The organism is Streptomyces sp. NPDC060232, assembly GCF_042726555.1.
GTDB lineage: Bacteria > Actinomycetota > Actinomycetes > Streptomycetales > Streptomycetaceae > Streptomyces.
Genome location: NZ_JBHXAG010000026.1, coordinates 20236 through 45386, shown reverse-complemented (window position 1 = coordinate 45386; position 25151 = coordinate 20236). Strand labels below are relative to the sequence as shown.

Sequence of the window (25151 nt, the reverse complement as noted above, 5' to 3'; positions counted from 1 at the left end):
TCGCCCCGACATACCGACTGGTTAGTCTGCCCGGATCCGCAACCGGCCGTACGAGAGGTGTGATCCCGTGAGCGCGTACCAGGACCAGCGAGTCGTCGTCACCGGCGCGGGCGGCGGCATCGGCGCCGCACTCGCCCACCGCTTCGCGGCCGAGGGCGCCACGGTCGTCGTCAACGACCTCGACCCCGCCAAGGCGGCCGCGGTCGCGGGCGGGATCGGCGCCCGGGCGATCCCGCTGCCGGGCGACGCCTCCCGGATCGCGGCCGAGGCCCGAGAGGCCCTCGGCGGAACGGTCGACGTCTACTGCGCCAACGCCGGACTCGCCTCGGGCGGCGGCGCGGGCGCCGAGGAAGCCGTCTGGGAAGCGGCCTGGGACGTCAACGTCATGGCCCATGTCCGCGCCGCCCGGCTGCTGCTGCCCGACTGGCTGGAGCGGGGGAGCGGCCGCTTCGTGTCCACCGTCTCGGCCGCCGGTCTGCTGACCATGATCGGAGCGGCCCCGTACAGTGTCACCAAGCACGGTGCGCTCGCCTTCGCCGAATGGCTCTCGCTGACCTACCGGCACCGCGGTGTCCAGGTCCACGCCATCTGCCCGCAAGGTGTGCGCACCGACATGCTGACCGCCGCGGGCTCGGCGGGCGAACTCGTCCTCGCGCCGACCGCGATCGAGCCGGAAGCGGTCGCGGACGCGCTGTTCGACGGCATGGAGAAAGGCCGCTTCTTGATCCTCCCGCACCCCGAGGTCGCCGACTACTACGCGGTCCGCGCCACCGACCCGGACCGCTGGCTGAGCGGCATGAACCACCTCCAGCAGACATGGGAGACCCGGTGACCTCCACCTCCGTCTCCGCCTCGGCCTATGCCGCCCGGCCCTGGATCGGCCTGCTCTCCCCGGCCCAGCGCGCGCCCGTCGAGCCGCCGCCCACCGTCCTGCACGCCTTCCGCGAGGCCGCCGCCCGCGCCCCCGAACGCACCGCGCTCGCTTACTTCGACGGCCGGATCGGCTACGCCGAGGCCGACGCGCTCTCCGACTCCGTCGCCGCTCACCTCGCGGCGCACGGCGTCCGCCGCGGCGACCGGGTCGCGGTCATGCTCCAGAACACCCCGCACTTCGTGCTCTCCGTCCTCGGCGCCTGGAAGGCCGGTGCCGTCGTCGTCCCCCTCAACCCCATGTACAAGGCGGGCGAGGTCGCCCACGTCCTGCGGGACTCCGGGGCGGCCGCGCTCGTGTGCGACGGCCGCGCGTGGACGGCGTACCTGCGCCACGCCGTGCGGGGGAGCGCCGTGCGCAGCGTCCTGACCGCCTCGGACCGCGACTTCCAGACACGCGACGACCCGCGGATCTTCGAGCCGGGTCCGCACGCCCCCGCGCCGGTCCCGCCCTCCCTACCGCACCAGCAGGCCAGGCCCGCGGACGACGGTGCCGGTCCCGCCGGAGCCGCCCGTCCGCACACCGCCGACCTCGCGACCGTGGCCGTCCGGGGCCACCGCGCCCCGGACGGCCCGGACCTCACCGCCGCCGACACCGCCCTCATCAGCTACACCTCCGGTACCAGCGGCACCCCCAAGGGCGCGATGAACCCGCACGGCGCGCTCACCTACAACGCCGTACGGCAGGTCACCTCCCACCCCGTCCCCGAGGGCGCCGGCTACTTCGCCCTCGCACCCCTCTTCCACATCACCGGCATGGTCTGTGAGCTGGCCGCCTGCTTCGTCAACGCCGGCACCCTCGTCCTCGCCCACCGCTTCGACGCAGGCGCCGTCCTCGACGCCTTCCTGGAGCACCGCCCCGCCTACACCGTCGGCCCGGCCACCGCCTTCATGGCCCTCGCCGCCCACCCCGCCGTCACCCCCGACCACTTCGCCTCCTTCCAGGTGATCTCCTCCGGCGGCGCCCCGCTGCCGCCCGCGCTCGTCGAACGCCTCCGCGCGGCCTTCGGCTTCTACCTGCGCAACGGCTACGGCCTCACCGAGTGCACCGCCCCCTGCGCCACCGTGCCCGTCCACCTCGAAGCCCCCGTCGACCCCGCCTCCGGCACCCTCTCCGTAGGCCTGCCCGGCGCCGACACGGTCGTGCGGATCCTCGACGAGCACGGCGCCGAACTGCCCATCGGCCACACCGGCGAGATCGCCGTCCGCGGCCCCCAGGTCGTGCCCGGCTACTGGGGCCTGCCCGCGGAGACCGCCGAGGCCTTCCCGGACGGCGAACTGCGTACCGGGGACGTCGGCTTCATGGACCCGGACGGCTGGCTCTACGTGGTCGACCGCAAGAAGGACATGATCAACGCCTCCGGATTCAAGGTCTGGCCGCGCGAGGTCGAAGACGTGCTCTACACCCACCCCGCCGTCCGCGAGGCCGCGGTGGTCGGCGTCCCCGACCCCTACCGCGGGGAGAGCGTCAAGGCGTACGTGAGCCTGCGCCCCGGCTCCTCGGCCGAGCCCGAGGAGCTGTCGGCGTACTGCGCCGAGCGCATCGCCGCGTACAAATACCCGCGTCAGGTCGAGATCCTGCCTGTCCTTCCGAAGACGACCAGTGGCAAGATCCTGCGACGGGAACTGCGCGACCGCGGCTGAAAACAGTCGGATGGTCGTACAGCTGGTCGCAGCGACCAGGCAGAACGAGAAGAGGAAGGTCAGCACCATGGCGGCCAGGACCACGGAACCCGCAGGCACGCACGAGGCCCCGGTACCGCAGCGGCTGCTGGCCGTCGCCACCCGGCTGTTCGCCGAGCGCGGCTACGACCGCACGTCCGTCCAGGAGATCGTCGAGGCGGCCGGCGTCACCAAGGGCGCGCTCTACCACTACTTCGGCTCCAAGGACGACTTGCTGCACGAGGTGTACGCGCGGATGCTGCGCCTGCAGCAGCAGCGCCTCGACACGGTGGCCGCCTCCGACGCGCCCGTCGAGGAACGGCTGCGGGCGGCGGCCGCCGACGTCGTCGTCACCACCATCGAGAACCTCGACGACGCCATGATCTTCTTCCGGTCGATGCACCAGCTCAGCCCGGAGAAGTTCAAGCAGGTACGGGCGGAGCGCCGGCGCTACCACGAGCGCTTCCGGGCGCTGATCGAGGAGGGGCAGCGGACCGGCGTGTTCTCCACCGCCACCCCCGCCGACCTGGTGGTGGACTACCACTTCGGGTCTGTGCACCACCTGTCCACCTGGTACCGGGCCGACGGCCCGCTCACACCGCAGCAGGTCGCCGACCACCTCGCGGACCTGCTGCTGCGGGCACTGCGGCCCTGATCCGCAGGACACGGCCCACGCGGGCGGGCCGCACCATGACGCCCTGACGGACCTCCCTACATGTAACGCCTGAGCTCCCGCCGGGCCAGGGACCGCTGGTGCACCTCGTCCGGTCCGTCGGCGAGCCGCAGGGTCCGTGCCGCCGCCCACAGTCCGGCCAGCGGGAAGTCCTGGCTCACCCCGCCCGCGCCGTGCAGTTGCACCGCGTCGTCCAGGATCCGCACCACCGCCCGCGGGGTCGCGATCTTGATGGCCTGGATCTCGGTGTGCGCGCCCCGGTTCCCGACCGTGTCCATCAGCCAGGCCGTCTTCAGCACCAGCAGCCTCAACTGCTCCACCGCCACCCGGGCGTCCGCGATCCAGTTCTGTACGACGCCCTGCGCGGCCAGCGGCTTGCCGAAGGCCGTACGCTCCACCGCCCGCCGGCACATCAGCTCGATGGCCCGCTCCGCCATGCCGATCAGCCGCATGCAGTGGTGGATGCGGCCCGGTCCGAGCCGCGCCTGGGCGATGGCGAAGCCGCCGCCCTCCTCGCCGATCAGGTTCGCCGCCGGGACCCGCGCCCCGTCGAACACCACCTCGGCGTGGCCGCCGTGGTCGTGGTCCTCGTATCCGTACACCGTCATGGCCCGGCGCACCTCGACGCCCGGGGTGTCGCGCGGGACCAGCACCATCGACTGCTGACGGCGTGGATCGGCGCCCTCCGGGTCGGTCTTGCCCATCACGATGAAGATCGCGCAGTCCGGGTTCATGGCACCGGAGATGAACCACTTGCGGCCCGTGATCACATACTCGTCACCCACCCGCTCGATCCGGGTCTCGATGTTCGTCGCGTCCGAGGAGGCCACCTCGGGCTCCGTCATGGCGAACGCGGAGCGGATCTCGCCGTTCAGCAGCGGCTGGAGCCACTGCTTCTTCTGCTCCTCGCTCCCGAACTGCGCCAGCAGCTCCATGTTCCCGGTGTCCGGGGCCGCGCAGTTGGTCGCCATGGGCGCCAGGTGCGGGCTGCGGCCGGTGATCTCGGCGAGCGGCGCGTACTGGAGGTTGCTCAGCCCCGCCCCCGACTCGCCGTCCGCCAGGCCGTGATGGTCCACGAAGAAGAGATTCCACAGGCCCTGGCGGCGTGCCTCGGCCTTCAATTCACCGAAGACGGCCGGTGTGTCCCAGGGCGAGGCCAGCCGCGCGCGCTGCTCGGCGGCGACGGGCTCCGCCGGGTAGACGTACTCCTCCATGAACGCGAGCAGCCGCTCGCGGAGTTCCTCGGTCCGGGCGTCGAATGCGAAGTCCATGCTGCGTGCCTCAGCCTTCCTGGCCGTTTTCGAATGGATGGAGGCCCTGGAGGGTGGTCAGTCCGTGCTCGATGAAGACCGGAACCAGCTCGCCGATCCGGTCGAAGCCCGCACCGACGGTCTGCCCGAGCGTGTAGCGGTAGTGGATGCCCTCAAGGATCACCGCGAGCTTGAACCAGGCGAAGGCCGTGTACCAGGCGATCGCCCCGGTGTCCCGGCCGGACCGGGCGGCGTAGCGCTCGATCAGCTCGGCGGGCGCCGGATGGCCGGGGGCCCCGCTCGTCGTGCTGACCGGCGACGCGGTCAGGCCCAGATCGGAGCTGTACATCACCAGCAGCCCGAGGTCGGTCAGCGGATCGCCGAGCGTGGACATCTCCCAGTCCAGCACCGCGCGGATCGTGTCGGTGCCGGACGGGGATCCGTCGATCAGCACGTTGTCGAGCCGGTAGTCGCCGTGCACCACGGTCGGGGCGGGGGAGCGGGGCAGCCTGCGGCCCAGGGCGCCGTGCAGCTCGTCGATCCCGGCGAGCTCCCGCCCCCGGGAGGCCGCGAGCTGCTTGCCCCAGCGCCGCAGCTGCCGGTCGAGAAAGCCCTCCGGCCGGCCGAAGTCGCCCAGGCCCACCGCATCCGGGTCCACCGCGTGCAGCTCGACCAGCGTGTCCACCAGCCCGAGCACCGCCCGCCGGGTGCGTTGCGGACCGATAGCGGCGAGCTCGCCGGCCGTGCGGTACGGCACCCCGTCCACGTACTCCATGACGTAGAACGGCGCCCCGAGCACGGCCTCGTCCTCGCACAGCAGCACCGGCTCCGGCACCGGAACGGCCGTCCCGTGCAGCGCCGCGACGACCCGGTGCTCGCGGCGCATGTCGTGGGCGGTGGCCAGGACGTGGCCGAGCGGCGGCCGCCGCACCACCCAGCGGGCGGTCCCGTCGGTGATCTCGTACGTGAGATTCGACCGGCCGCCCTCGATCAGCCGGCCGCGCAGCGCACCGGCCACGAGCCCCGGCCGGGCCCGGTCGAGATGACCGCGCAGCCGCTCCAGGTCCAGGCCTCGGGGATCGGCCGGGGCTGAGGTCATGGTGCGCACCTCCGTGCGGGGAGTTGACGACGCGGCAAGAGCGGGCGGTGCGTCGGCACACCACCGCAGGCAATCATGCCGACCAGTCGGTATGCCGTCCAGAGGGCGGGGCCGAAAAGAACACCTCCGGCCCGCCGGTCTCACGCGTGGCAGAGGACGGGTGTACCGCCGTTCACCACCGTCATGCTCCTCAGGACCGCTGGTATGTCGAGCGGCGCGCCCGTCGGCTCCCCGGCTCGCTTCGGCAGGCGGTCGGCGGCAGGCGGTCGGCATCGCGTCCGCCGCCGCCGTGCCGGGGAAGAGCAGACCGCAGCTCCTGGCCGGAGAAGCCCCGGTCGGGGACGGCCCCGGTCAGGAGCGGTGCAGGTCAGTGGTCGTCGTAGTGCCCGTCGTGTTCGGCGTGCCGGTGTCCGTCGTGCAGGTAGTCGACGTGGTCGCCGTGCCGGACCGTCTCGTGCCCGCAGTCCGCGCCGTGGGCGTGGGCGTGGTCCTCGTGGGCGGTGTGCCCGGCCGGCTCGCACTCGTCCCAGTGCCCCGAGTGCTCCCGGTGCAGGTGGCCGTCGTGCGCGTAGTCGACGTGGTCGCCGTGCGGGACCGCCTGGTGGCCGCAGTCCGCACCGTGGGCGTGCTGGTGCGCGGGGTGTTCGTGGTGGAGGGTCGTCATGGCGCCGAGACTAGTGCGCATGGTCGGCTATCGCCCGTTATGTCCCTGCCGGTGAGGGGAAGTGGGATGATCCGGCAGGCAGCTCAGAGGATGACCGCCACCGCGAACACCGCCAGCGCCACCGTGCACACCACCACGGCCAGCGCCGAACGGGGCGCCAGCCCCGGCGGCCGGCGGGCCGCCAGCGCCCGGATCCTGCGGTGCGCCACCCACAGGAACACCAGCCAGATCAGCGCGATCACCGCGGCCCCGGCCACCTCCGCCGACGAGCCGGACCCGCGCAGCGCCTGCCGCAGGGCCAGCACCGCCACCACCGAGGACGCCAGCGTCGTACGCCGCCACGCGAGCCGGGTCCGCTCGGGCTGCAACCCGGCGTCGCGGTCCGTGCCCGGCGCGCTCACCGCCCCGACGTCCAGCCCAGCAGGACGACCACCACCATCGCCACCGCGACCAGCCCCACGCCCAGGCTCAGAACCACCGGGAAGCGCGACAGCGGCAGGTCCTCGTGCCGCCGCATCGCCCGCTCGCAGCTCACCCAGTGGTTCACCGCGCGCAGCGCGCAGGCGGCGCCGACCGCGAGCAGTGCGAAGGCCATCCCCACCCGCACCCCCCACCGCAGGTCGGGCAGGAACTGGTCGACGGCGAACCCGCCGCCGACCAGGGCCAGCGCGGTCCGGATCCAGGCGAGGAACGTCCGCTCGTTGGCCAGCGAGAAGCGGTAGTCGGGGGTGTCGCCCTCGTCCTCCAGCCGCGACGGCGCGAACCACAGGCGTACGTCCTTGACGAAGTCGATCACCTGATCAATCTACTGGCGGGAACGGCGATGCGCGCGCAGCCGCCGGTAGGCCTCCAGCCCGTCCGGCACCCAGGGCCACTCCCCGTCCCCGACCCGCCGGTCCAGCTCCTCCGGCGTGAGGAAGGTGTGCCAGGCCACCTCCGAGACCTGCGGAGCCACCGGCAGGTCGCACCGCACCTCGTGCACGTACGACCACCAGGCCCCGCCCGGGCCCTCGTACAGGAACTTGAACAGCGGCTCCGGCCGCGCCAGTCCCCTCACCCCCAGCTCCTCCTCGGCCTCCCGCAGCGCGGCCCGCCCGTAGCTCTCGCCGGCGCCCAGCACCCCGCCCACGAACATGTCGTAGTGCGAGGGGAAGACGAGCTTCGAGGCGGTGCGCCGGTGCACGAAGATCCGCTCCTGCGCGTCCCTGGCCAGCACGAACACACAGCGGTGGATCAGCCCGCGGGCGTACACCTCGCCCCGCGGGGCCTGCCCGGTGACCCGGTCCTCCCGGTCCACCACGTCCAGTACTTCATCAGCGGCACTCACAGGTTCATCCAACCACCGCTGTTGACTGGTTACCGCTCCGTAGCAAAGGATCTGCCCCACCACCGACGGAGGACGGGATCCGCATGACGTACGACGCAGACGTGATCGTGATCGGAGCCGGGCTCGCGGGCCTCGTGGCCACCGCCGAGCTCGTCGACGCGGGCCGCAGGGTCATCCTGCTCGACCAGGAGCCGGAACAGTCCATCGGCGGCCAGGCGCACTGGTCCTTCGGCGGCCTGTTCTTCGTGGACTCGCCCGAGCAGCGCCGGATGCGGATCAAGGACAGCCACGCCCTCGCCCTCCAGGACTGGCTGGGCACCGCCGGGTTCGACCGCGAGGAGGACGCCTGGCCGCGCTGCTGGGCCGAGGCCTACGTCGACTTCGCGGCCGGGGAGAAGCGCCCCTGGCTGCACCGGCAGGGGGTCCGCTTCTTCCCCGTCGTCGGCTGGGCGGAACGCGGCGGCTACGACGCGGGCGGCCCCGGCAACTCCGTCCCCCGTTTCCACATCACCTGGGGCACCGGCCCCGGCCTGGTGGAGCCGTTCGAACGGCGCGTCCGGGAAGGCGTGGCCCGCGGCCTGGTCCGCCTGGCGTTCCGCCACCGGGTGACCGGACTGTCCGCCACCGCCGGCGCCGTGGACACCGTGACCGGCGAGATCCTGGAGCCCTCCGACGCCGCGCGGGGCACCGCCAGCGGCCGCGAGGCCACCGGGTCCTTCTCCCTGCGGGCCCAGGCCGTGATCGTCACCAGCGGCGGCATCGGCGGCAACCACGACCTCGTACGCGCGCAGTGGCCCGCCCGGCTCGGCACCCCGCCGCAGCGGATGCTCTCCGGGGTCCCCGCCCACGTCGACGGCCTGATGCTGGGCATCGCGGAGGCGGCGGGCGCCAGCCACATCAACAAGGACCGGATGTGGCACTACACCGAGGGCATCCAGAACTGGAAGCCGATCTGGGCCAAGCACGGCATCCGCATCCTGCCCGGCCCCTCCCCGCTCTGGCTGGACGCCACGGGCAAGCGGCTGCCCGTACCGCTCTTCCCCGGCTTCGACACCCTCGGCACGCTCGACCACATCATGAGGACCGGCCACGACCACACCTGGTTCGTGCTCAACCAGCGCATCATCGGCAAGGAGTTCGCCCTCTCCGGCTCCGAACAGAACCCGGACCTCACCGGCAAGTCGGTGCGCGACGTCATCACCCGGGCCCGCCAGGCCGTACCCGGGCCGGTCAAGGCCTTCATGGACCACGGCGCCGACTTCGTCGTCGAGCGCGACCTCTCCGCCCTCGTCCGTGGGATGAACGCGGTGACCAAGGAGGACCTCCTCGACGAGGCGGCCGTCCGGCGCGCGATCGTGGCCCGCGACCGGGAGATCGCCAACCCCTTCACCAAGGACCTCCAGGTGACCGCCATCCACGGCGCCCGCAGGTACCTCGGCGACAGGCTGATCCGCACCGCCGCCCCGCACCGGATCCTCGACCCCGGGGCCGGCCCGCTGATCGCCGTACGGCTCTCCATCCTGACCCGCAAGTCCCTCGGCGGCCTGGAGACCGACCTCTCCTCCCGGGTCCTGACCGGCACGGGCGAACCACTGCCGGGCGTCTACGCCGCGGGCGAGGCGGCCGGTTTCGGCGGCGGCGGGGTCCACGGCTACCGGGCCCTGGAGGGCACGTTCCTCGGCGGCTGCATCTTCTCGGGCCGCGCGGCGGGCCGGGCCGCGGCCCAGGCGGTCGGCTGAGGCCGGCCCCGGCCCTCGGCCGCCGGCACCTCGTCGCGGGCCCTCGGCCGCCGGCACCTCGTCGCGGGCCCCGGGGTGTCAGAGCAGTCGCTCGGTGACCCGGAAGCGCTCCGCGACGACGAGGGTGTCGTCGTCGACCGTGAACCCCGGGTCGCCGATCACCGTGCGCACCGGCTCGCTGTGCCAGAACTCCTCGTGGGCCGTACGCCATTCGGCCACCGACGTGTATCCCTCCCCCTCGTCGAGGGCGTGCCCCAGCCCCACGTCGGCGAGCCTCAGCACCTCCGCGGCCGTCACCTCCACCACCGCCACCCCGCGCTCGTCGGAGTCGACCAGCAGGGACCGCGTGCCGGGCTCCGGCAGCGGTTCCCGCTCCGCCTCGTACTCCGCGAGCAGGCCGGTGGTGCTGGTCTTCGCCCCGCTCAGCACGGCCGCGACCAGCTGGTCGCGCAACGGGCCGGGAAAGCCCAGCAGGTACCGGGGAAGATCGCCATATGCAGTCATACGGCCACCCTACGGCGGGGAAAACGGTTGCCCGGAACGAATATCGCCTGCCCAACTGGCACGGCGGTCAAAGCAGTTGAAACCCGCCACGCAGTGGACTGGACCTTGACTCGGAGCTGCGCGTACCGCTTTGCTGTGCGTGATCACCGGAGTGCTCACCGGAGTTCCGCCCGAGCACCCGGCGTCGCATGGCAGTCCCCTCGAAAACCCCACCGCGGTCCCACCGCAGCCCCACCGGAGCTCCGACACAGCTCCACCGGCACGACCCCGAGGCCTCGCAGCCGAGCCGCGCGCGTGCGCCTCGCGCGCGGGCGGCTGCCGCAGGCCCGGCCCCCGACCCGACCACCGATCACCGGCTCCCCGATCACCGGCTCCCCGACCATCGACCATCGACCATCGACTCCCGATCCCCGTCCGCCCGCGTCCTGGAGGGAAACCCCGCGGATGTCCCCGCCTCCGCCGCCCCTCGGCCGCGCCCGCAAGCGGGACGCACAGCTCTTCGACCCGGCCCTCTGTGACGCCGAACTCATCGACGTGCGCTCCCAGTTCACCCAGGGGCGCTGGGCCAGAGTCCGCTCCCTCCTCGTCGGCACCGGCGACGACTGGGACCGCCGGGGCCACCGCGTCGTCGTCCTCGCCCAGACCCCCGCAGCCACCGCCTGGGCCCGCGAATGGCTGCTCGCCGAACCGGACAGCGCCGACGCCGCCACCCTCCTCGCCTGCGCCACCGTCTTCACCGCCCTGCGCCGCAAGGGCGCGCCGGCCGCCGCCGAGGAGGCCTGTCGCCGCGCCGCCGTACTGCTCCCCGACGACCCGACCCCGTGGCTCGGACTGCTCCTGCTCTCCCGCGCCTTCGGCACCGAGGAGGAGTTCAGCCGCCACTTCGACCAGGTCCGGGCCCGCCACCGCGAGCACCACCACGCCCACCACCTCATGGTGGCGAAGCTGGCCGAACGCACCCTCGCCCCCGGCCAGGACCCGCTCCACGAGGTCTACGACTTCGCGGCCTGGGCCGCCGAGGAGTCCCCGGCCGACTCACCGTTGGCCGTGCTCCCCGTGGTCGCGCACGCCGAGCGCTACCGCGTGCTCGCCGCCACCCACGGCCACACCCCCGAGGCGGCCGCCGCCCACTGGGCGGGCCGCCGCGCCCGCCAGGTCCTGCGCTCCGCCTTCGACTGGTGGCTGGAGTGGGAGCGCGACGACCACCCCCGCAACCGGGTCGACCTCAACTTCCTCGCCCACGCCAAACTCTGCGAGGGCCGCCCCGCCGAGGCCGCCGCGCTCTTCCACCGCATCGGCAGCCACGCCACCCGCGCCCCCTGGTCCTATCCCGACCGGGACCCGCAGAAGGCCTTTGTCGCCGCCCGCAACACCGCGCTCGGCACCGCCTGACCCCGACCGAACCCCACGGCCCCACCCGCTCCGCCCCGAAAGACTCCGCCCCGAAAGACCCCGCCCCCGAAAGAACCCGCCCCCGAAAGGACGCCGCCATGCCGACGGGCAGATCCACCACGCTCCAGGAATCGGCCGAGATACGCACCTACAAGGGCCAGGACCGCGCGCTGCGCGCCGACCGCCTCGGCACCGCCGGCCTGCTGCTCTCCGTACTCGCCGCGAGCGCCCCCCTGATGGTGGTTGCGGGTGTCATGCCCACGACATTCGGCTTGATGGGTGTCGTCGGCCAGCCCCTGCTCTTCGTCGTCCTGGGCCTCGTCCTCGCGCTGTTCAGCGTCGGCTACGCCGAGATGAGCCGCCACGTCCACAACGCCGGCGCCTTCTACGCGTACATCGCCCGCGGCCTCGGCCCCACCGCCGGCGCGGCCGCCTCGCTCGTCGCCCTCGTCGCGTACAGCGCCATGCAGGTCGGCGTCTACGGCATCCTCGGCTTCGAGATCTCCGGCCTCTTCGCCACCTATCTCGACACCGAGCTCGCGTGGTGGATCCCCGCCCTGCTCGCGGTCGCCGTAACCGGCGCGCTCGGCTGGCTCAAGATCGACCTCAACGCCAAGGTGCTCGGCGTGCTCCTCCTGATCGAGTGTGCCCTGGTCGTCGTCTTCGACGCCGCGGCCCTCGCCAAGCCCGGACCCGAAGGCCTCTCGCTCCACGCCTTCAACCCCGAGACCCTCAGCGGGGCCGGCCTCGGCACCGCCCTGTGCTTCTGCATCGCCGCCTTCGTCGGCTTCGAGCAGTCCCCGGTGTACGCGGAGGAGACCAGCAGGCCGCACATCGTCGTCTCCCGCGTGATGTTCCTCGCCGTCGGCTTCGTGGCCCTCTTCTTCGCCTTCAGCGCCTGGGCCCTGACCGTCGCCACCGGCCCCGGAGAGGTCGTCAGGACCGCCGGCGAGGCAGGCCCCGGCCTGCTCTTCCAGCTCACCGAGGCCCGCCTCGGCACCACCTTCACCGACGTCCTGCACGTCCTCTTCGTGACCGGCATGTTCGCCGCCATGCTCAGCTTCCACAACGTCGTCGCCCGCTACGCCTTCGCCATGGGCCGCGAGGGCCTGCTCCCCGCCGCCTTCGGCCGCACCAACGCCGGCACCGGCGCCCCCGCCACCGGCTCGCTGCTCCAGACCGGCATCGCGGCCCTCGTCGTCATCGCCTTCGCCGTCACCGACGACCTGCCGGCCGGCGACCCCACCGCGCCCGTCCTGCACCTGTTCACCTGGATGGGCAGCGTCGGCGCCCTCGGTGTGACGCTCCTCATGGCCGCCGCCTCCTTCGCCGTGATCGCCTTCTTCGTCCGCCGCGGCACCGCCGGCGCCCAGGTCTGGCGGCTCGTCGCGGCCGGCGCCGCCGGCCTCGCCCTGCTCGCCATCGCCGCCTACACCGTCAAGGACTTCGGCGTCCTCGTCGGCGCCGAGAAGGGATCCGTCCTCGCCTGGGTCCTGCCGGGCATCATCGGGGTCGCCGTCGTGGGCGGGCTGCTGTACGGAGCCTTCCTGCGCCGCAGCCGCCCCGAGGTGCACGCCCGTATCGGCCTCGGCAACGAGGCCTTCCGCCTCGACCAGGCGGCAGAGGCCACACCCGGCGACTGACCTCGCTTTCGAGGCCCTACGAAGCCCCTGGCGACCGTTTCCAAGGTCGTCAGGGGCTTCGGCGCGCCGGGGGCGATTTTGGCGGCTGGCAGAGCCTCGTGGTCTCCTATGGCGATCAAAACACCCGGAACGCGCCACAGGGGACACCACCCAGCTCCCCTGCGCGGCGGTCCGGGCTGCCTGTCCCACCCACGAAGGCGAAGCCGTAGATGAGTGACCGCACCTTGACCGAGGCACCCGCCCCGGCGTCCTCCCGCCATGTCGACGCCGGTGACGAGGGCTACAGCAAGGACCTGAAGTCCCGCCACATCAACATGATCGCGATCGGCGGAGCGATAGGCACCGGCCTGTTCCTCGGCGCCGGCGGCCGCCTCGCCGGCGCCGGCCCGTCCCTCGCGATCGCCTACGCGGTGTGCGGCGTCTTCGCCTTCTTCGTGGTCCGTGCCCTCGGCGAGCTCGTGCTCTACCGGCCCTCCTCCGGCGCCTTCGTCTCCTACGCCCGTGAGTTCATGGGTGAGAAGGGCGCCTACACGGCCGGCTGGCTGTACTTCCTGAACTGGTCCACGACCACCGTGGCGGACATCACGGCCGCCGCCGTCTTCGCCCACTACTGGTCCGCGTTCACCGACGTCCCCCAGTGGGTCCTCGCCTTCATCGCCCTCGCCATCGTCCTCACCGCCAACCTGATCTCGGTGAAGTACTTCGGCGAGATGGAGTTCTGGTTCTCGATCGTCAAGGTCAGCGCCCTGGTGATCTTCATGGTGGTCGCCATCTACCTGGTCGCCACCAGCCACCCGATCGACGGCCACACCCCGGGCCTCGCGACGATCACCGACAACGGCGGCCTCTTCCCCTCCGGCGTGATCCCGATGCTCATGGTGGTCCAGGGCGTCGTCTTCGCGTACGCCTCCGTGGAGCTGTGCGGTGTCGCCGCGGGCGAGACCGAGAACCCCGAGAAGATCATGCCGAAGGCGATCAACTCCATCATGTGGCGCGTCGGCGTCTTCTACGTGGGCTCGGTCGTCCTGCTGGCCATGCTGCTCCCGTACACCGCCTACTCCGCCGACCAGTCCCCGTTCGTGACCGTCTTCGACAAGCTGGGCATCCCCGGCACCGCGGGCATCATGAACCTGGTCGTCCTGACCGCCGCCCTCTCCTCGCTGAACTCGGGCCTGTACTCCACCGGCCGCATCCTGCGCTCGATGGCCCTGTCCGGCTCCGCCCCCAGGTTCACCGGTGTCATGAACAAGGGCAAGGTCCCCTACGGCGGCGTCCTGTTCACCGCCGCCTTCGGCGTCGCCGGCGTCGGCCTGAACTACTGGATGCCCGGCGAGGCCTTCGAGATCGTCCTCAACCTCGCCTCCATCGGCATCCTCGGCACCTGGGGCATGGTCATGCTCTGCTCGCTCTTCTTCTGGCACCGCTCAAGGGCCGGCCTGGTCTCCCGCCCGTCCTACCGCCTGCCCTGGGCCCCCTACACCCAGATCGTGACCCTGCTCTTCCTGGCCACGGTCCTGGTCCTGATGTGGAGTGACGGCGGCGTCGGCCGCACCACGGTCATGTTCCTCCCGGTCATCGCCGCCGCCCTGGTCGGCGGCTGGTTCCTGGTCCGCGGCCGAGTAGCCGCCCTGTCGGCCCCCCGCGACTGACGCCCGCCCCGGACGGCCCCACGAGGCCCCTCGCGCCGCCCCGGTGCGGGGGGCCTCGCCGCTGAGGCTGCCGGACGGGCATCCCGCCCGGGCTCCGGCGCCGCGCGCCCCGTAGACGCACGAAAGGCCGGTCAGGATTTCTCCTGACCGGCCTTCGCCGTGGTGTCCGAGGGGGGACTTGAACCCCCACGCCCGATAAAGGGCACTAGCACCTCAAGCTAGCGCGTCTGCCATTCCGCCACCCGGACCGGGTGTGTGCCGTGCGTCCCTCGCGGGCCGTTGCGACGTGGAAAACATTACCAAACGGCGGGAGGTCCTCGATCACACCCCCCGACGGCCGGGGAGCGCCCTTGGGGAGCGCCCTTGGGGAGAGCGGCCCGGGGCGCGAGGATGGGAATGTTCGGTACTGAGCGGATCAGTGGGAGGAAGCAGCGTGAGCGAGTCGAGCGCGGGCAAGACCGTCTCCGGCGAGGACGAGGTCGTCGACCTCTGCCGGGACCTCATCCGGATCGACACCAGCAACTACGGGGACCACTCGGGCCCCGGGGAGCGCAAGGCGGCCGAGTGGGTCGCCGAGAAGCTCGCCGAGGTCGGGCTGGAGCCGCAGATCTTCGAATCGCACAAGGGCCGCGCCTCGACGGTGGCGCGGATCGAGGGCGAGGACCCCTCGCGGCCCGCACTGCTGATCCACGGGCACACCGACGTGGTTCCGGCCAACGCCGCGGACTGGACGTACGACCCGTTCGCGGGAGAGATCGCCGACGGGTGCCTGTGGGGCCGCGGCGCCGTCGACATGAAGGACATGGACGCGATGACGCTGGCCGTCGTCCGCGACCGGATGCGCAGCGGCCGCAAGCCCCCGAGGGACATCGTGCTGGCCTTCCTCGCCGACGAGGAGGCGGGCGGCATCTACGGGGCCCGGCACCTCGTCGACAAGCACCCGGGGCTGTTCGAGGGCGTCACCGAGGCGATCGGCGAGGTCGGCGGCTTCTCCTTCACCGTCAACGAGAACCTCCGGCTCTACCTCGTGGAGACCGCCCAGAAGGGCATGCACTGGATGCGGCTCACGGTGGAGGGCACCGCGGGGCACGGCTCCATGACCAACAACGACAACGCCATCACGGAGCTGTGCGAGGCCGTGGGCCGGCTCGGCCGACACCAGTGGCCGGTGCGCGTGACCAAGACCGTACGGTCCTTCCTGGACGAGCTGTCGGACGCGCTGGGCACCCCGCTGGACCCGGACAACATGGACGCCACGCTCGCCAAGCTCGGCGGCATCGCCAAGATGGTCGGCGCGACCCTGCGCAACTCGGCCGCCCCGACGATGCTCGGCGCCGGCTACAAGGTCAACGTCATCCCGGGCCAGGCGACGGCACACGTCGACGGCCGCTTCCTGCCGGGCTACGAGGAGGAGTTCTTCGCCGACCTGGACCGCATCCTCGGCCCCCGTGTGAAGCGCGAGGACGTGCACGGCGACAAGGCGCTGGAGACGGACTTCGACGGCCGGCTGGTCGAGGCGATGCAGGGCGCCCTGAAGGCGGAGGACCCGATCGCGCGGGCGGTCCCGTACATGCTCTCGGGCGGCACGGACGCCAAGTCCTTCGACGACCTCGGCATCCGCTGCTTCGGCTTCGCGCCGCTGCAGCTGCCGCCGGAGCTGGACTTCGCCGGGATGTTCCACGGCGTGGACGAGCGGGTGCCGGTCGAAGGACTGAAGTTCGGGGCGCGGGTGCTCGACCGGTTCATCGACAACGCCTGACATTCGAGAAGGTGTGCGCATTCCACTGAGAAGAGTGAATGCACTCATACGCTCGTAGCCCTGGTGATCCCTCCTCGTTACAGGTGGTGCGGTCCGCGGCTGGGACCGCACTTTGCCTACTAGGAGGAACAATGCTCAAGAAGGTTGTCGCCGCTGCGGCTGCCACCGGTGGTCTCGTTCTCGCGGGTGCGGGTATGGCCGTCGCCGACGCGGGTGCCCAGGGTGCGGCCATCGGCTCTCCCGGCGTCCTGTCCGGCAACGTCGTCCAGGTCCCGGTCCACATCCCGGTCAACGTCTGCGGTAACACCGTGAACGTGATCGGCCTGCTGAACCCGGCCTTCGGCAACACCTGCGTCAACGCCTGACGCATCTGAAGTCTTCGGCCCCGGAGCGCAATCCAGCGCTCCGGGGCCACCGGGCTTTTCCGGCCCGGAACCACTTTTCGGAGTACCAGGCGGGGGAGCCTGGACGGCCGGGCTCCGAGCGCCGGCCGACACATACACACCAGGGGACGAGTACAGATGCGACGACCGGTACAGGTCACCAGGAAGACCCTGATCACCATGGCTGCCGCGGGGGGTGTCCTCGCACTCGGCGGGGGCTACGCACACGCGGATTCCAGCGCGACAGGGCATGCGAAGAACTCTCCGGGCCTGCTGTCCGGGAACACCGTGCAGGCGCCCGTGGACGCGCCGGTGAACGCCTGCGGCAACACCGTGGACGTCATCGCCTTGCTGAACCCGGCCTTCGGCAACAACTGCGCCAACGCCTCGGGCCACGGCCATCCGGGCCAGCCCGGTAACCCCGGCAACCCCGGTAACCCCGGTAACCCCGGCAACCCGGGCCAGCCCGGCAACCCGGGCCAGCCCGGCAACCCGGGCCAGCCCGGCAACCCGGGCCAGCCCGGCAACCCCGGCAACCCGGGCCAGCCCGGCAACCCCGGCAACCCGGGCCAGCCCGGCGACCACGACGAACCGTGCGACGACCACCCCGGAAATCCTGGTAACCCCGGTAACCCGGGTACGCCTGGAAACCCCGGTAACCCCGGTAACCCGGGTACGCCTGGAAACCCCGGTAACCCCGGTAACCCCGGCAACCCGGGTACGCCTGGAAACCCCGGAACCCCGGGTACGGGTTCGGTCACCCCCGTCACGCACCCCGGAACGGGAACCGGGACCGAGGCGCATCCCGGTCTCGCGGCCACCGGTGCCGGTGACGTCCTGACCGCGGGCCTCCCGATCGCGGGTGGCCTGCTGCTGGCCGGCACCCTGCTCTACCGGCGTTCCAGGAACGCCGCCTGACGGGTGTTCACGACGCGGGCCCCGCCCCCGGGGCCCGCGCTCACCAGGTCGCGCGGACCTGGCGGATGATCCGGCGGCGCAGCCGCACGCGGCGGCTGCCGTCCCGGTGCAGGCTCAGCCGGTCGATCTCCCAGTTCCCGTACTCGGCATGGTCGGTCAGCAGGCGGGTCGTCTCCTTGCGAGGGACCCCGCGGGGCACGTACACGTCGACAAATTCGTATTCCGGCATCGCATCTATTGTGCGGGCAGAGCCCTGCTACGGATAGCGTCTGCTCTATGTCTGATGCCGCTCTGCCCACTGTTGCCGAGGTCCGCGCCGCCGCCGAGGCGGTCAAGGCCGCACTCGACCGCCACCTCGCCGCGGTCGAGCGCAGGATCGGGGACGAGGATCCGGACGTCTACGCCGCCTTCAACGAACTCGCCGCCGCCGCCGAGGAGTACGACGAACTCCTCTACGACCGCTACGACGAGGTCACTCCCTTCGAGATCCCGACGCCCGAGGACGGTGTCCCGTACACCGGCCCCGCCGCCTTCAGCGTGCTCATCCGCCGCGACTACGCCGTCGTCGAACCGGCGCGGCTGATCGCGCAGGCCGAACGGGTCGCCGCACACGACCGGGACGCCGACTTCGTCCACGACGGCGGCACCGCCGACGCCCTCGGCGTCCTCTTCGGGGAGTACGAGCCCGACGAGATCGCCTCCCGCTACAAGGACTTCGGACTGGAGGAGGGCGACTCCACGCTCTGGATCGCCGCCTCGGAGGACATGGCGGAACCGGGGGAGTGGCTGGGCTCGCCCTTCGGGCACATCGACCCGCAGGACGTCCTGCACCGGTTCGACGTCAGCTCCGTCTTCGACGAGGAGGCCGACGACTTCGACGACGCCGAAGACGCCCAGGAGGACGCGACCGCCCGGCCCGGCCTGACCCCCGCCTGACCCCGCCGGCCTCCGACGCGTGCCGGCACCGTGGCCTCCCGCCCCTCGGGGCGGGAGGCCGCGGCCGTCTACTGCTCCGGCTGTTCGCCCGCCGCCGCGAGGGCCTTCAGCAGACCCGCCAGCCGCGTCGTACGCGGCTTCGGCAGCACCTCGGCCACCGCGCGCGGCAGCGCCTGGTCGACACCGTGCACGACGGACAGGTGCCGCTCGGCCCGCCCGAACGCCGTGTAGACCCAGTCCCGCGACAGGGCCTGCGCCGCGTCGCCCGGCAGTACGACCACGACCGCCGGCCAGCGCGCCCCGACCGCCTGGTGCGCCGTCACCGCCCAGCCGTGCCGTACCTGGGACTCGACGAGCTCCTTCGCTACGACGATCCGCGCGCCCGCCCGGTCCAGGTGCAGCCCCTGGGCGTCGGCCGACACCACACGGGCCGGCAGGGCCCGCCCCTGGGACGGCACGTGGACCACCCGGTCGCCGGGGTCGAAGCCGCCGAACCGGCCCGGGCCGGGATTGAGCCGCTCCTTGAGCGCGGCGTTCAGCGCCCGCGTCCCCGCGGACCCGCCGTGCCCCACGGTGATCACCTGCACGCAGTCCGCCGGGATCCCGAAGGCCCGCGGCACCGACTCGGCCACCAGCTGCACCGCGCGGTGCACGGCCTCCCCGGCGTCCTGCACCGGGACGATGACGACCTCCTTGCCGGGGGCGTCGACCTGGTTCAGCTCACCGATCCCCACGCCGGAGACGAGCTCACCGATGGGACCCGGGTCCGGGGTTCGGGAGACCAGCTGGGGGCAGGTACGCGCCGCCAGCACATCGGCGAACACCCGGCCCGCGCCCGCGGAGCCGAGCACTGCGGGGTCTCCGGACAGGACCAGCCGGGCCCCGTCCGCCACGCCCTCGACCAGCGCGGCGGCGCTCTCCACGTCCAGCTGCGGCGCGTCCAGCACGATCAGCAGGTCCAGCGCGAACTGCCCGTCCGCGTCCCGCCCGGGCCCTTCCCGGCCCGACAGCAGCTCCGCCACCGTCACCGAATCCTCGCCGCCGGGCGCGTGCGCGGCGACGCAGACGCGCAGGCCCAGTCCACGGGCCGCCGCGGCCAGTGCGAGCGGTTCGGCACGGGCGGCCTCGCCACCCGTATGAGTGACCAGACCGTGGCCGGCGACCGCACGGATCAGCTCGGCGGAGGACCGGTCCGGCGCGGCCGCGGCGGCCTGCTCCCAGTCCGCCGGGCCGTCGAAGGTGCCGGCCAGCCGGGCCAGGCCGTCGGCCAGGCTCTCCTCGGCCATCGCCGCGCCCTCCAGGCCCACGAGGATGCGTACGGGCTGCTCCTGGCCCTCCTCCACCGGCGGGCCGAGGGGCTCGTGGAAGACCAGTACCGAGGCCTCCGCGATGGACTGCTCCAGGGCTTCGCCCGGATCCGGCACGCCGTACTGGGCCAGCGCCTTCTCCAGGACCGGAGCCTCCAGCGCGGTGTGCCCCTTCAGGCCCGCCTGTTCCAGCAGCCAGCCCACCAGTACGGCCGTGCGGCGCTCGTCCCCGGGGCCGGCCCCGGCGCCCAGCAGGGCGCGGGCGAAGCCGTCCGCCTGCGACGGGCGCACGGCGGGAACCTCCAGCAGCCGCCACGGGTTCTCCGCGAGCTCCTGCGCGGCGCCGTCGCCGAGCACCGCCGCGACGGGGCCCGCCAGCGACTCGGGCGCGCCACCGCGGGCCAGGACGGCCCGTACGCCGTCGACGGCGTCGGCGGAGGGGGCGGCGGGCGCGGCCGCCGGCGCCGGGGCGGCGGCCGGGCGTGGCGCCGGGGGAGCGGGAGCCGCCTTGCGGGGGGCGGCCGGTGCGTCGTCGAAGTAGTCGGCGGAGGGCTTCGCGCCGCTCTCCACGGCCCGTACGGCGGCCAGCAGGTCGGCGGCCTTACCGCTGAGCTTGGCGCCGGCCTCGACGGGTCCTTCGCGTTCGGCCTTGCGCCGGGCGATCCGCTCCCGCTCGATCTTCTGCGCGGCCAGTTCGGCCTGGGCCTCGCTCAGGCCGCCGCCTGCGGCGGGCTCAGCCCCGGCGTCCTCGGCTTCGCCCTCGCCCGCGGTCCCACCGTCACTGTCGGCCCCGGCCCCGGCTCCGGCGTCGGCGTCCTCCTCGGGTCCGGCGGGGTCGGCGGCTGCCGCGGGATCCTGCGGGCCGTCCACCGGTGGCTCCGCCCCCTGGCCCCCGTCACCGGCTTCGCCGTGCGGCGCGGAGGGCCCGGCCTCGGGCTCGCCCGGGACGGCTCCTGCCGCGGTCGGCGCCTGCCCGGCCGGCTCGGCGTCGGGCCCGCTGTCGGCCTCCGCGGCGGCGGTGGCGGCTTCGGCCTGACGGTCCGTACTCACAGCGTGCTCCAGTCCTGATCGGGATAGCGGTGCTCCGGCGCCGACACGTCGTCCAGCGCCCGGCAGATCTCCTCCGGAAGACTAAGCGCCTCCACCGACAACGCCGCCGCGAGCTGCGCCGACGTCCGCGCGCCGACGATCGGCGCGACCACCCCCGGCCGGTCCCGGATCCACGCCAGCGCCACCTGGAGGGGGGTCACGGCCAGGCCCTGCGCCGCCGTCACCACCGCGTCCACGATCCGGCCCGCCGCGTCGTCGAGGTACGGCTCCACCAGCGCGGCCAGGGACTCCGAGGCGCCCCGCGAGTCGGCCGGGGTGCCGTCCCGGTACTTTCCCGTCAGCACCCCGCGTCCCAGCGGGGAGGACGGCAGCAGACCGACCCCCAGGTCCAGCGCGGCCGGCAGCACCTCCCGTTCCACCCCGCGCTGGAGCAGCGAGTACTCCATCTGCGTCGAGGCGATCCGGGTCCGTACCCCGGGAGCCGCGAGCTGCCAGGTGGCCGCCTTCGCCAGCTGCCAGCCGCAGAAGCCCGCCACCCCCGCGTACCGTGCCCGGCCGCTGCTCACCGCCAGGTCCAGGGCCTGCAGGGTCTCCTCCACCGGTGTCGCCGGATCGAAGGCGTGGACCTGCCACAGGTCGACGTGGTCGGTGCCCAGCCGGTCCAGCGAATCGTCCAGGGCCGCGAGCAGGTGGCCGCGCGAGCCGTCGAAGCGCCGGTCCGGGTCCGCAACGCTGCCCGCCTTCGTCGCGATCACCAGGTCCCGGCGCGGGACGAGCCCGCCCAGCAGCCGCCCGAGGAGGTACTCCGCCTCACCGCCGCCGTACACGTCGGCGGTGTCGACGAGGGTGCCGCCCGCCTCCCAGAACGTCTTCACCTGTCCGGCGGCGGCTTCCTCGCCTGTGTCGCGGCCCCAGGTGAGGGTGCCGAGGCCGATCCGGGAGACGCGCAGTCCGGTGCGGCCGAGATGCCTCTGCTCCATGAGCGCTGAGACTACTGGGGCGCTGACGTGGAGCACCCGGGCGCGCTACAGTCCCCGCACATCAACGTTACTGATCGGTACACCGGTAAGGGGACGACACATGCGGCTCGGCATCAATCTCGGTTACTGGGGCGCGGGCATGGACGCCGACAACCTCGCCGTCGCCCAGGAGGCCGACCGCCTCGGATACGACGTCTGCTGGGCGGCCGAGGCCTACGGTTCGGACGCCCCGACCGTCCTCGCCTGGGTCGCCGCCCAGACCGAGCGCATCGACGTCGGCTCGGCGATCCTCCAGATCCCCGCCCGCCAGCCCGCCATGACCGCGATGACCGCGGCCACCCTGGACTCGCTCACCAAGGGCCGCTTCCGGCTCGGCCTCGGCGTCTCCGGCCCCCAGGTCTCCGAGGGCTGGTACGGCGTCAAGTTCGACAAGCCGCTCGCCCGCACCCGCGAGTACGTGGAGATCGTCCGCAAGGCCATGTCCCGCGAGCGGCTGAGCTACGAGGGCGAGCACTGGACCCTGCCGCTGCCGGGCGGCCCGGGCAAGCCGATCAAGCTCACCGTGCACCCCGAGCGCGAGCACATCCCGCTCTACATCGCCGCCATCGGGCCCAAGAACCTGGAGCAGACCGGCGAGATCGCCGACGGCGCCCTGCTGATCTTCCCGGCCGCCGAGCACCTGGAGGCCACCGCGCTCACCCACATCCGGGCGGGCCGCGAGAAGGCCGGGCTGACGATGGACGGCTTCGACGTCTGCCCGACCGTGCCGCTGGCCCTCGGCGACGACGTCACCGCCCTCGCCGACACGTTCCGCCCCTACACCGCCCTGTACGTGGGCGGCATGGGCAGCCGGAAGCAGAACTTCTACAACCAGCTGGCCCAGCGCATGGGCTACGAGAAGGAAGCCGCCGAGATCCAGGACAAGTACCTGGCCGGCGACAAGAACGGCGCGGCCGAGGCCGTCCCGCACTCGCTGATCGACTCGACGACGCTGCTCGGCCCGGTCGCGCGGATCGCCGACGGGATGCGGGCCTACGCGGAGGCCGGGGTCACCACCCTCACGCTGGCCCCGGCCGGTTTCACCCTCGACGAGCGGATCGCCGCCCTGCGTGCCGGCACCGAGGCCATGGAGCTCGCGGGCCTCGCCTGAGGCCGGAGGTCCGAGGCGGGACGTCCGAGGCCGGACGGCGGGTGCCGGGCGCCTGCTCTCGGACGCCGGGTCTCGGAGGCCGCCTGAATGCTCTGCGGCCGTGGTGGGGGCTCGGGGGTCTTCCCCGCCACGGCCGACACAGTCAACAACGCGCCCGGCACCCCAGGGGTTACGCACCGCGCCCCGACCCTGCGGTTCGTTCATTCGGACGAGTTGTGCCACTTCTCGGTTGCCCGCCCCCGGGACCGGCGTTTGACTCGTTGCATGCTCTCTGCCCGCAGCCTGTTCCAGGAGATCGTCGACAACGACGACTCCTTCCAGCTGTTCTGCTCCATCGCCGCCAGCGGGGAAGCCCAGGGCGGCTGGGAGAACGCCCGTATCGCGGCCCTGGTCCCGGACGGCATGCGCGACCTCGCGCCCAAGATCACCCGGCACGGCGCCGACGAGGACAAGCACGGCCGGATCTTCCACGCCCTGCTCCGCAAACGCGGCCTGGAGGCCGTCCCCGTACCGCCCGAGACCGACTACACGATGCTGCTCGAGCGCCGCGGCATCGGACTGGCCCACGACAAGCTGCGCCGCCAGGAGGCGCTGAGCGAGGAGGACATCATCGTCTACCTCGCGCACAGCCGCGTCACCGAACAGCGCGCCGCCGACCAGATGGACATGCTCGTCAAGTACTTCGGCGACCACCCCGTGGTGGGCAAGGCCATCCACCTGATCAGCAACGACGAGGACAACCACCTCGCCTACTGCCACGAGGAACTGCTGCGGCTGGCCCGCGCCGGCCGCGGCCGGACCATCCACCGGGTGCTGCGCGAGAGCGCCCTCGCCGAGATCTCCGTCTACCGCGACGTGAGCCTCGCCGTCATGGACCACATGGGACGGCTGCTGCACTGGCCCGCGCCGAAGGCCGCCCTGCTGGCCGCCGGGATCCGCGCGATGTACGCGTACGAGCGCTTCAGCGGCTGGCACCGGATGGTCGACCTGCGGATGCCCGAGCGGCGCAACGCCCTCGGCGGCGCACCCGCCACCGCCCCCGAGCTCGCGTAGCCGGCGTACGGCCTTGATCCGCCGGACACCCCTGACGAGAGGGTCCGGCGGGCCTCAGAGCCAGCCCCGGCGCTTGAACAGCCGGTGCAGGCCAAGGCAGACGCCCGCCATGAGCACGAGCACCCCCGGATAGCCCCACCACCGGTGGAGCTCGGGCATGTGGTCGAAGTTCATCCCGTAGATCCCCGCGACCATCGTCGGCACGGCAGCGATCGCCGCCCAGGCCGAGATCTTCCGCACGTCGTCGTTCTGCCGCAGCCCCGTCTGCGCGAGGTGCGCGGCCAGCGCGTCCGACAGCAGCCGGTCCAGGCCCTCGATGTGCTCGCTCGCCTTGGTCAGGTGGTCGGCGACATCGCGGAAGAAGGGTCGGGCGTGCTCGTGGACGAAGGGCACCTGCCCGAAGGCGAGCCGGTCCATCGGCGCCAGCAGCGGGTTCGTCGCCCGCCGGAACTCCAGCACCTGCCGTTTGAAGCCGTAGATCCGGGCCGCGGTGTTCTTGGTGTCCGAGGCGTTCGGCGCGAAGACCTCCGCCTCCAGCTCCTCCAGATCCGACTGGAGTTCGGCCGCCACCTCGATGTAGTGGTCCACGACCGCGTCGGAGACCGCGTACAGCACCGCCGTCGGCCCCTGCCGCAGCACCTCCGGCTCCTGCTCCAGCCGGTGGCGTACGGCGGCCAGCGGGGCCCCTTCGCCGTGCCGGACCGTGACGACGAAGGAGTCGCCGATGAACAGCATCAGCTCGCCCGCGGACACCGTGTCGGTGGCCTCGTCGTAGAGCACCGGCTTCAGCACGACGAACAGCGAGTCGTCGTACACCTCCACCTTGGGCCGCTGGTGCGCGTGGAGCGCGTCCTCCACCGCCAGCGGGTGCAGGCCGAACTCCCGGCGGACGTGATCGAACTCCGCCTCCGTCGGCTCGTACGTGCCGATCCAGAGGAAGGCGTCACCGCTCGCCCGGGCCTCCTCCAGGGCGTCCGAGAAGTCCTCCGGACCCGTGGCGCGGCGACCGTCCCGGTACAGCGCGCAGTCGACAATCACGCCGAACATTGTCCCCCGCCGCCGACGGGCCCGCCCCCCGATCCG

Annotated in this window: 24 protein-coding genes and 1 tRNA gene; 13 read left to right on the top strand and 12 right to left on the bottom strand. The window is 72.7% G+C overall.

Features of this window, described 5'->3' with window-relative positions; translation table 11 throughout:
* Window positions 1-67 precede the first annotated feature (67 nt).
* From ACFWFZ_RS29410 to ACFWFZ_RS29400, 3 genes are all read left to right on the top strand, one after another.
* Window positions 68-832: an SDR family NAD(P)-dependent oxidoreductase gene (locus ACFWFZ_RS29410; protein ID WP_387126104.1), complete on the top strand. Its 765-nt coding sequence runs from the start codon at window positions 68-70 to the stop codon at window positions 830-832.
* Window positions 817-2574, top strand: a complete 1758-nt coding sequence (locus ACFWFZ_RS29405) for a class I adenylate-forming enzyme family protein (RefSeq protein ID WP_387126102.1) — start codon at window positions 817-819, stop codon at window positions 2572-2574. The genes ACFWFZ_RS29410 and ACFWFZ_RS29405 overlap by 16 nt, the downstream gene beginning before the upstream one ends.
* Window positions 2575-2641: 67 nt before the next feature.
* Window positions 2642-3247, top strand: coding sequence for a TetR/AcrR family transcriptional regulator (locus tag ACFWFZ_RS29400; RefSeq protein ID WP_387126172.1), 606 nt, complete (start codon window positions 2642-2644; stop codon window positions 3245-3247).
* A gap of 56 nt (window positions 3248-3303) precedes the next feature.
* Here ACFWFZ_RS29400 and ACFWFZ_RS29395 read toward each other — a convergent pair whose 3' ends face one another.
* The 6 genes from ACFWFZ_RS29395 to ACFWFZ_RS29370 all read right to left on the bottom strand — a co-directional run bounded on the left by ACFWFZ_RS29395 (window position 3304) and on the right by ACFWFZ_RS29370 (window position 7605).
* Window positions 3304-4536: an acyl-CoA dehydrogenase family protein gene (locus ACFWFZ_RS29395; protein WP_387126100.1), complete on the bottom strand. Its 1233-nt coding sequence runs from the start codon at window positions 4534-4536 to the stop codon at window positions 3304-3306.
* A 10-nt stretch (window positions 4537-4546) separates the two neighbouring features.
* Complete coding sequence (locus ACFWFZ_RS29390; RefSeq protein ID WP_387126098.1) at window positions 4547-5614, bottom strand: phosphotransferase family protein; 1068 nt, start codon at window positions 5612-5614, stop codon at window positions 4547-4549.
* A gap of 367 nt (window positions 5615-5981) precedes the next feature.
* Window positions 5982-6278: a hypothetical protein gene (locus tag ACFWFZ_RS29385; RefSeq protein WP_387126096.1), complete on the bottom strand. Its 297-nt coding sequence runs from the start codon at window positions 6276-6278 to the stop codon at window positions 5982-5984.
* Between the two features lie 83 nt (window positions 6279-6361).
* Complete coding sequence (locus tag ACFWFZ_RS29380; protein WP_387126094.1) at window positions 6362-6679, bottom strand: DUF202 domain-containing protein; 318 nt, start codon at window positions 6677-6679, stop codon at window positions 6362-6364.
* Window positions 6676-7074, bottom strand: a complete 399-nt coding sequence (locus ACFWFZ_RS29375) for a YidH family protein (protein ID WP_387126092.1) — start codon at window positions 7072-7074, stop codon at window positions 6676-6678. The genes ACFWFZ_RS29380 and ACFWFZ_RS29375 overlap by 4 nt, the downstream gene beginning before the upstream one ends.
* Window positions 7075-7083: 9 nt before the next feature.
* Window positions 7084-7605 (bottom strand): NUDIX hydrolase, encoded by a 522-nt coding sequence (locus tag ACFWFZ_RS29370; RefSeq protein ID WP_387126090.1) that lies wholly within the window; start codon window positions 7603-7605, stop codon window positions 7084-7086.
* An 83-nt stretch (window positions 7606-7688) separates the two neighbouring features.
* On the opposite strand from ACFWFZ_RS29370, the gene ACFWFZ_RS29365 reads away from it, so the two are divergent.
* A complete protein-coding gene (locus ACFWFZ_RS29365) occupies window positions 7689-9344 on the top strand; it encodes an FAD-binding dehydrogenase (RefSeq protein ID WP_387126088.1) in 1656 nt (551 codons plus the stop codon).
* 78 nt (window positions 9345-9422) lie between these two features.
* On the opposite strand, the gene ACFWFZ_RS29360 is transcribed toward ACFWFZ_RS29365, so the two are convergent.
* Entirely contained in the window at window positions 9423-9848 is a 426-nt protein-coding gene (locus ACFWFZ_RS29360) for an ASCH domain-containing protein (RefSeq protein ID WP_387126086.1), read from the bottom strand.
* A gap of 444 nt (window positions 9849-10292) precedes the next feature.
* On the opposite strand from ACFWFZ_RS29360, the gene ACFWFZ_RS29355 reads away from it, so the two are divergent.
* From ACFWFZ_RS29355 to ACFWFZ_RS29345, 3 genes are all read left to right on the top strand, one after another.
* Window positions 10293-11240 (top strand): hypothetical protein, encoded by a 948-nt coding sequence (locus ACFWFZ_RS29355; protein WP_387126084.1) that lies wholly within the window; start codon window positions 10293-10295, stop codon window positions 11238-11240.
* 98 nt (window positions 11241-11338) lie between these two features.
* The gene (locus ACFWFZ_RS29350) at window positions 11339-12883 is read left to right on the top strand and encodes an APC family permease (RefSeq protein WP_387126082.1); all 1545 of its coding nucleotides are present in this window, start codon (window positions 11339-11341) and stop codon (window positions 12881-12883) included.
* Between the two features lie 209 nt (window positions 12884-13092).
* Complete coding sequence (locus ACFWFZ_RS29345) at window positions 13093-14532, top strand: amino acid permease (RefSeq protein WP_387126079.1); 1440 nt, start codon at window positions 13093-13095, stop codon at window positions 14530-14532.
* A 160-nt stretch (window positions 14533-14692) separates the two neighbouring features.
* Here the strand turns inward: ACFWFZ_RS29345 and ACFWFZ_RS29340 are convergent.
* Window positions 14693-14780, bottom strand: a tRNA-Leu gene (locus ACFWFZ_RS29340).
* Window positions 14781-14965: 185 nt separating this feature from the next.
* Here ACFWFZ_RS29340 and ACFWFZ_RS29335 point away from each other — a divergent pair.
* The 3 genes from ACFWFZ_RS29335 (at window position 14966) to ACFWFZ_RS29325 (ending at window position 17592) form a co-directional block, all read left to right on the top strand.
* Window positions 14966-16291, top strand: coding sequence for a M20/M25/M40 family metallo-hydrolase (locus tag ACFWFZ_RS29335; RefSeq protein WP_030655868.1), 1326 nt, complete (start codon window positions 14966-14968; stop codon window positions 16289-16291).
* Between the two features lie 131 nt (window positions 16292-16422).
* Window positions 16423-16656: a chaplin ChpH gene (gene chpH / locus ACFWFZ_RS29330; protein WP_030770277.1), complete on the top strand. Its 234-nt coding sequence runs from the start codon at window positions 16423-16425 to the stop codon at window positions 16654-16656.
* A gap of 156 nt (window positions 16657-16812) precedes the next feature.
* On the top strand, window positions 16813-17592 hold the full coding sequence (locus ACFWFZ_RS29325; RefSeq protein ID WP_387126076.1) for a chaplin: 780 nt from the start codon (window positions 16813-16815) through the stop codon (window positions 17590-17592).
* Window positions 17593-17632: 40 nt separating this feature from the next.
* Here ACFWFZ_RS29325 and ACFWFZ_RS29320 read toward each other — a convergent pair whose 3' ends face one another.
* On the bottom strand, window positions 17633-17821 hold the full coding sequence (locus ACFWFZ_RS29320; RefSeq protein ID WP_387126074.1) for a DUF5703 family protein: 189 nt from the start codon (window positions 17819-17821) through the stop codon (window positions 17633-17635).
* A 47-nt stretch (window positions 17822-17868) separates the two neighbouring features.
* Here ACFWFZ_RS29320 and ACFWFZ_RS29315 point away from each other — a divergent pair, with 47 nt between their 5' ends.
* Complete coding sequence (locus ACFWFZ_RS29315) at window positions 17869-18528, top strand: hypothetical protein (protein ID WP_387126072.1); 660 nt, start codon at window positions 17869-17871, stop codon at window positions 18526-18528.
* Window positions 18529-18596: 68 nt separating this feature from the next.
* On the opposite strand, the gene ACFWFZ_RS29310 is transcribed toward ACFWFZ_RS29315, so the two are convergent.
* Both ACFWFZ_RS29310 and ACFWFZ_RS29305 read right to left on the bottom strand, forming a co-directional pair.
* The gene (locus ACFWFZ_RS29310; protein WP_387126070.1) at window positions 18597-20885 is read right to left on the bottom strand and encodes an ATP-binding domain-containing protein; all 2289 of its coding nucleotides are present in this window, start codon (window positions 20883-20885) and stop codon (window positions 18597-18599) included.
* Window positions 20882-21865, bottom strand: coding sequence for an aldo/keto reductase (locus ACFWFZ_RS29305; protein WP_387126068.1), 984 nt, complete (start codon window positions 21863-21865; stop codon window positions 20882-20884). Before ACFWFZ_RS29305 ends, ACFWFZ_RS29310 begins: the two co-directional genes overlap by 4 nt.
* 100 nt (window positions 21866-21965) lie before the next feature.
* On the opposite strand from ACFWFZ_RS29305, the gene ACFWFZ_RS29300 reads away from it, so the two are divergent.
* Window positions 21966-23015 (top strand): LLM class F420-dependent oxidoreductase, encoded by a 1050-nt coding sequence (locus ACFWFZ_RS29300; protein ID WP_387126066.1) that lies wholly within the window; start codon window positions 21966-21968, stop codon window positions 23013-23015.
* Window positions 23016-23279: 264 nt separating this feature from the next.
* Complete coding sequence (locus tag ACFWFZ_RS29295) at window positions 23280-24068, top strand: ferritin-like domain-containing protein (RefSeq protein ID WP_387126064.1); 789 nt, start codon at window positions 23280-23282, stop codon at window positions 24066-24068.
* Window positions 24069-24122: 54 nt separating this feature from the next.
* Here ACFWFZ_RS29295 and corA read toward each other — a convergent pair whose 3' ends face one another.
* The gene (gene corA / locus ACFWFZ_RS29290; protein WP_387126062.1) at window positions 24123-25115 is read right to left on the bottom strand and encodes a magnesium/cobalt transporter CorA; all 993 of its coding nucleotides are present in this window, start codon (window positions 25113-25115) and stop codon (window positions 24123-24125) included.
* Window positions 25116-25151 lie beyond the last annotated feature (36 nt).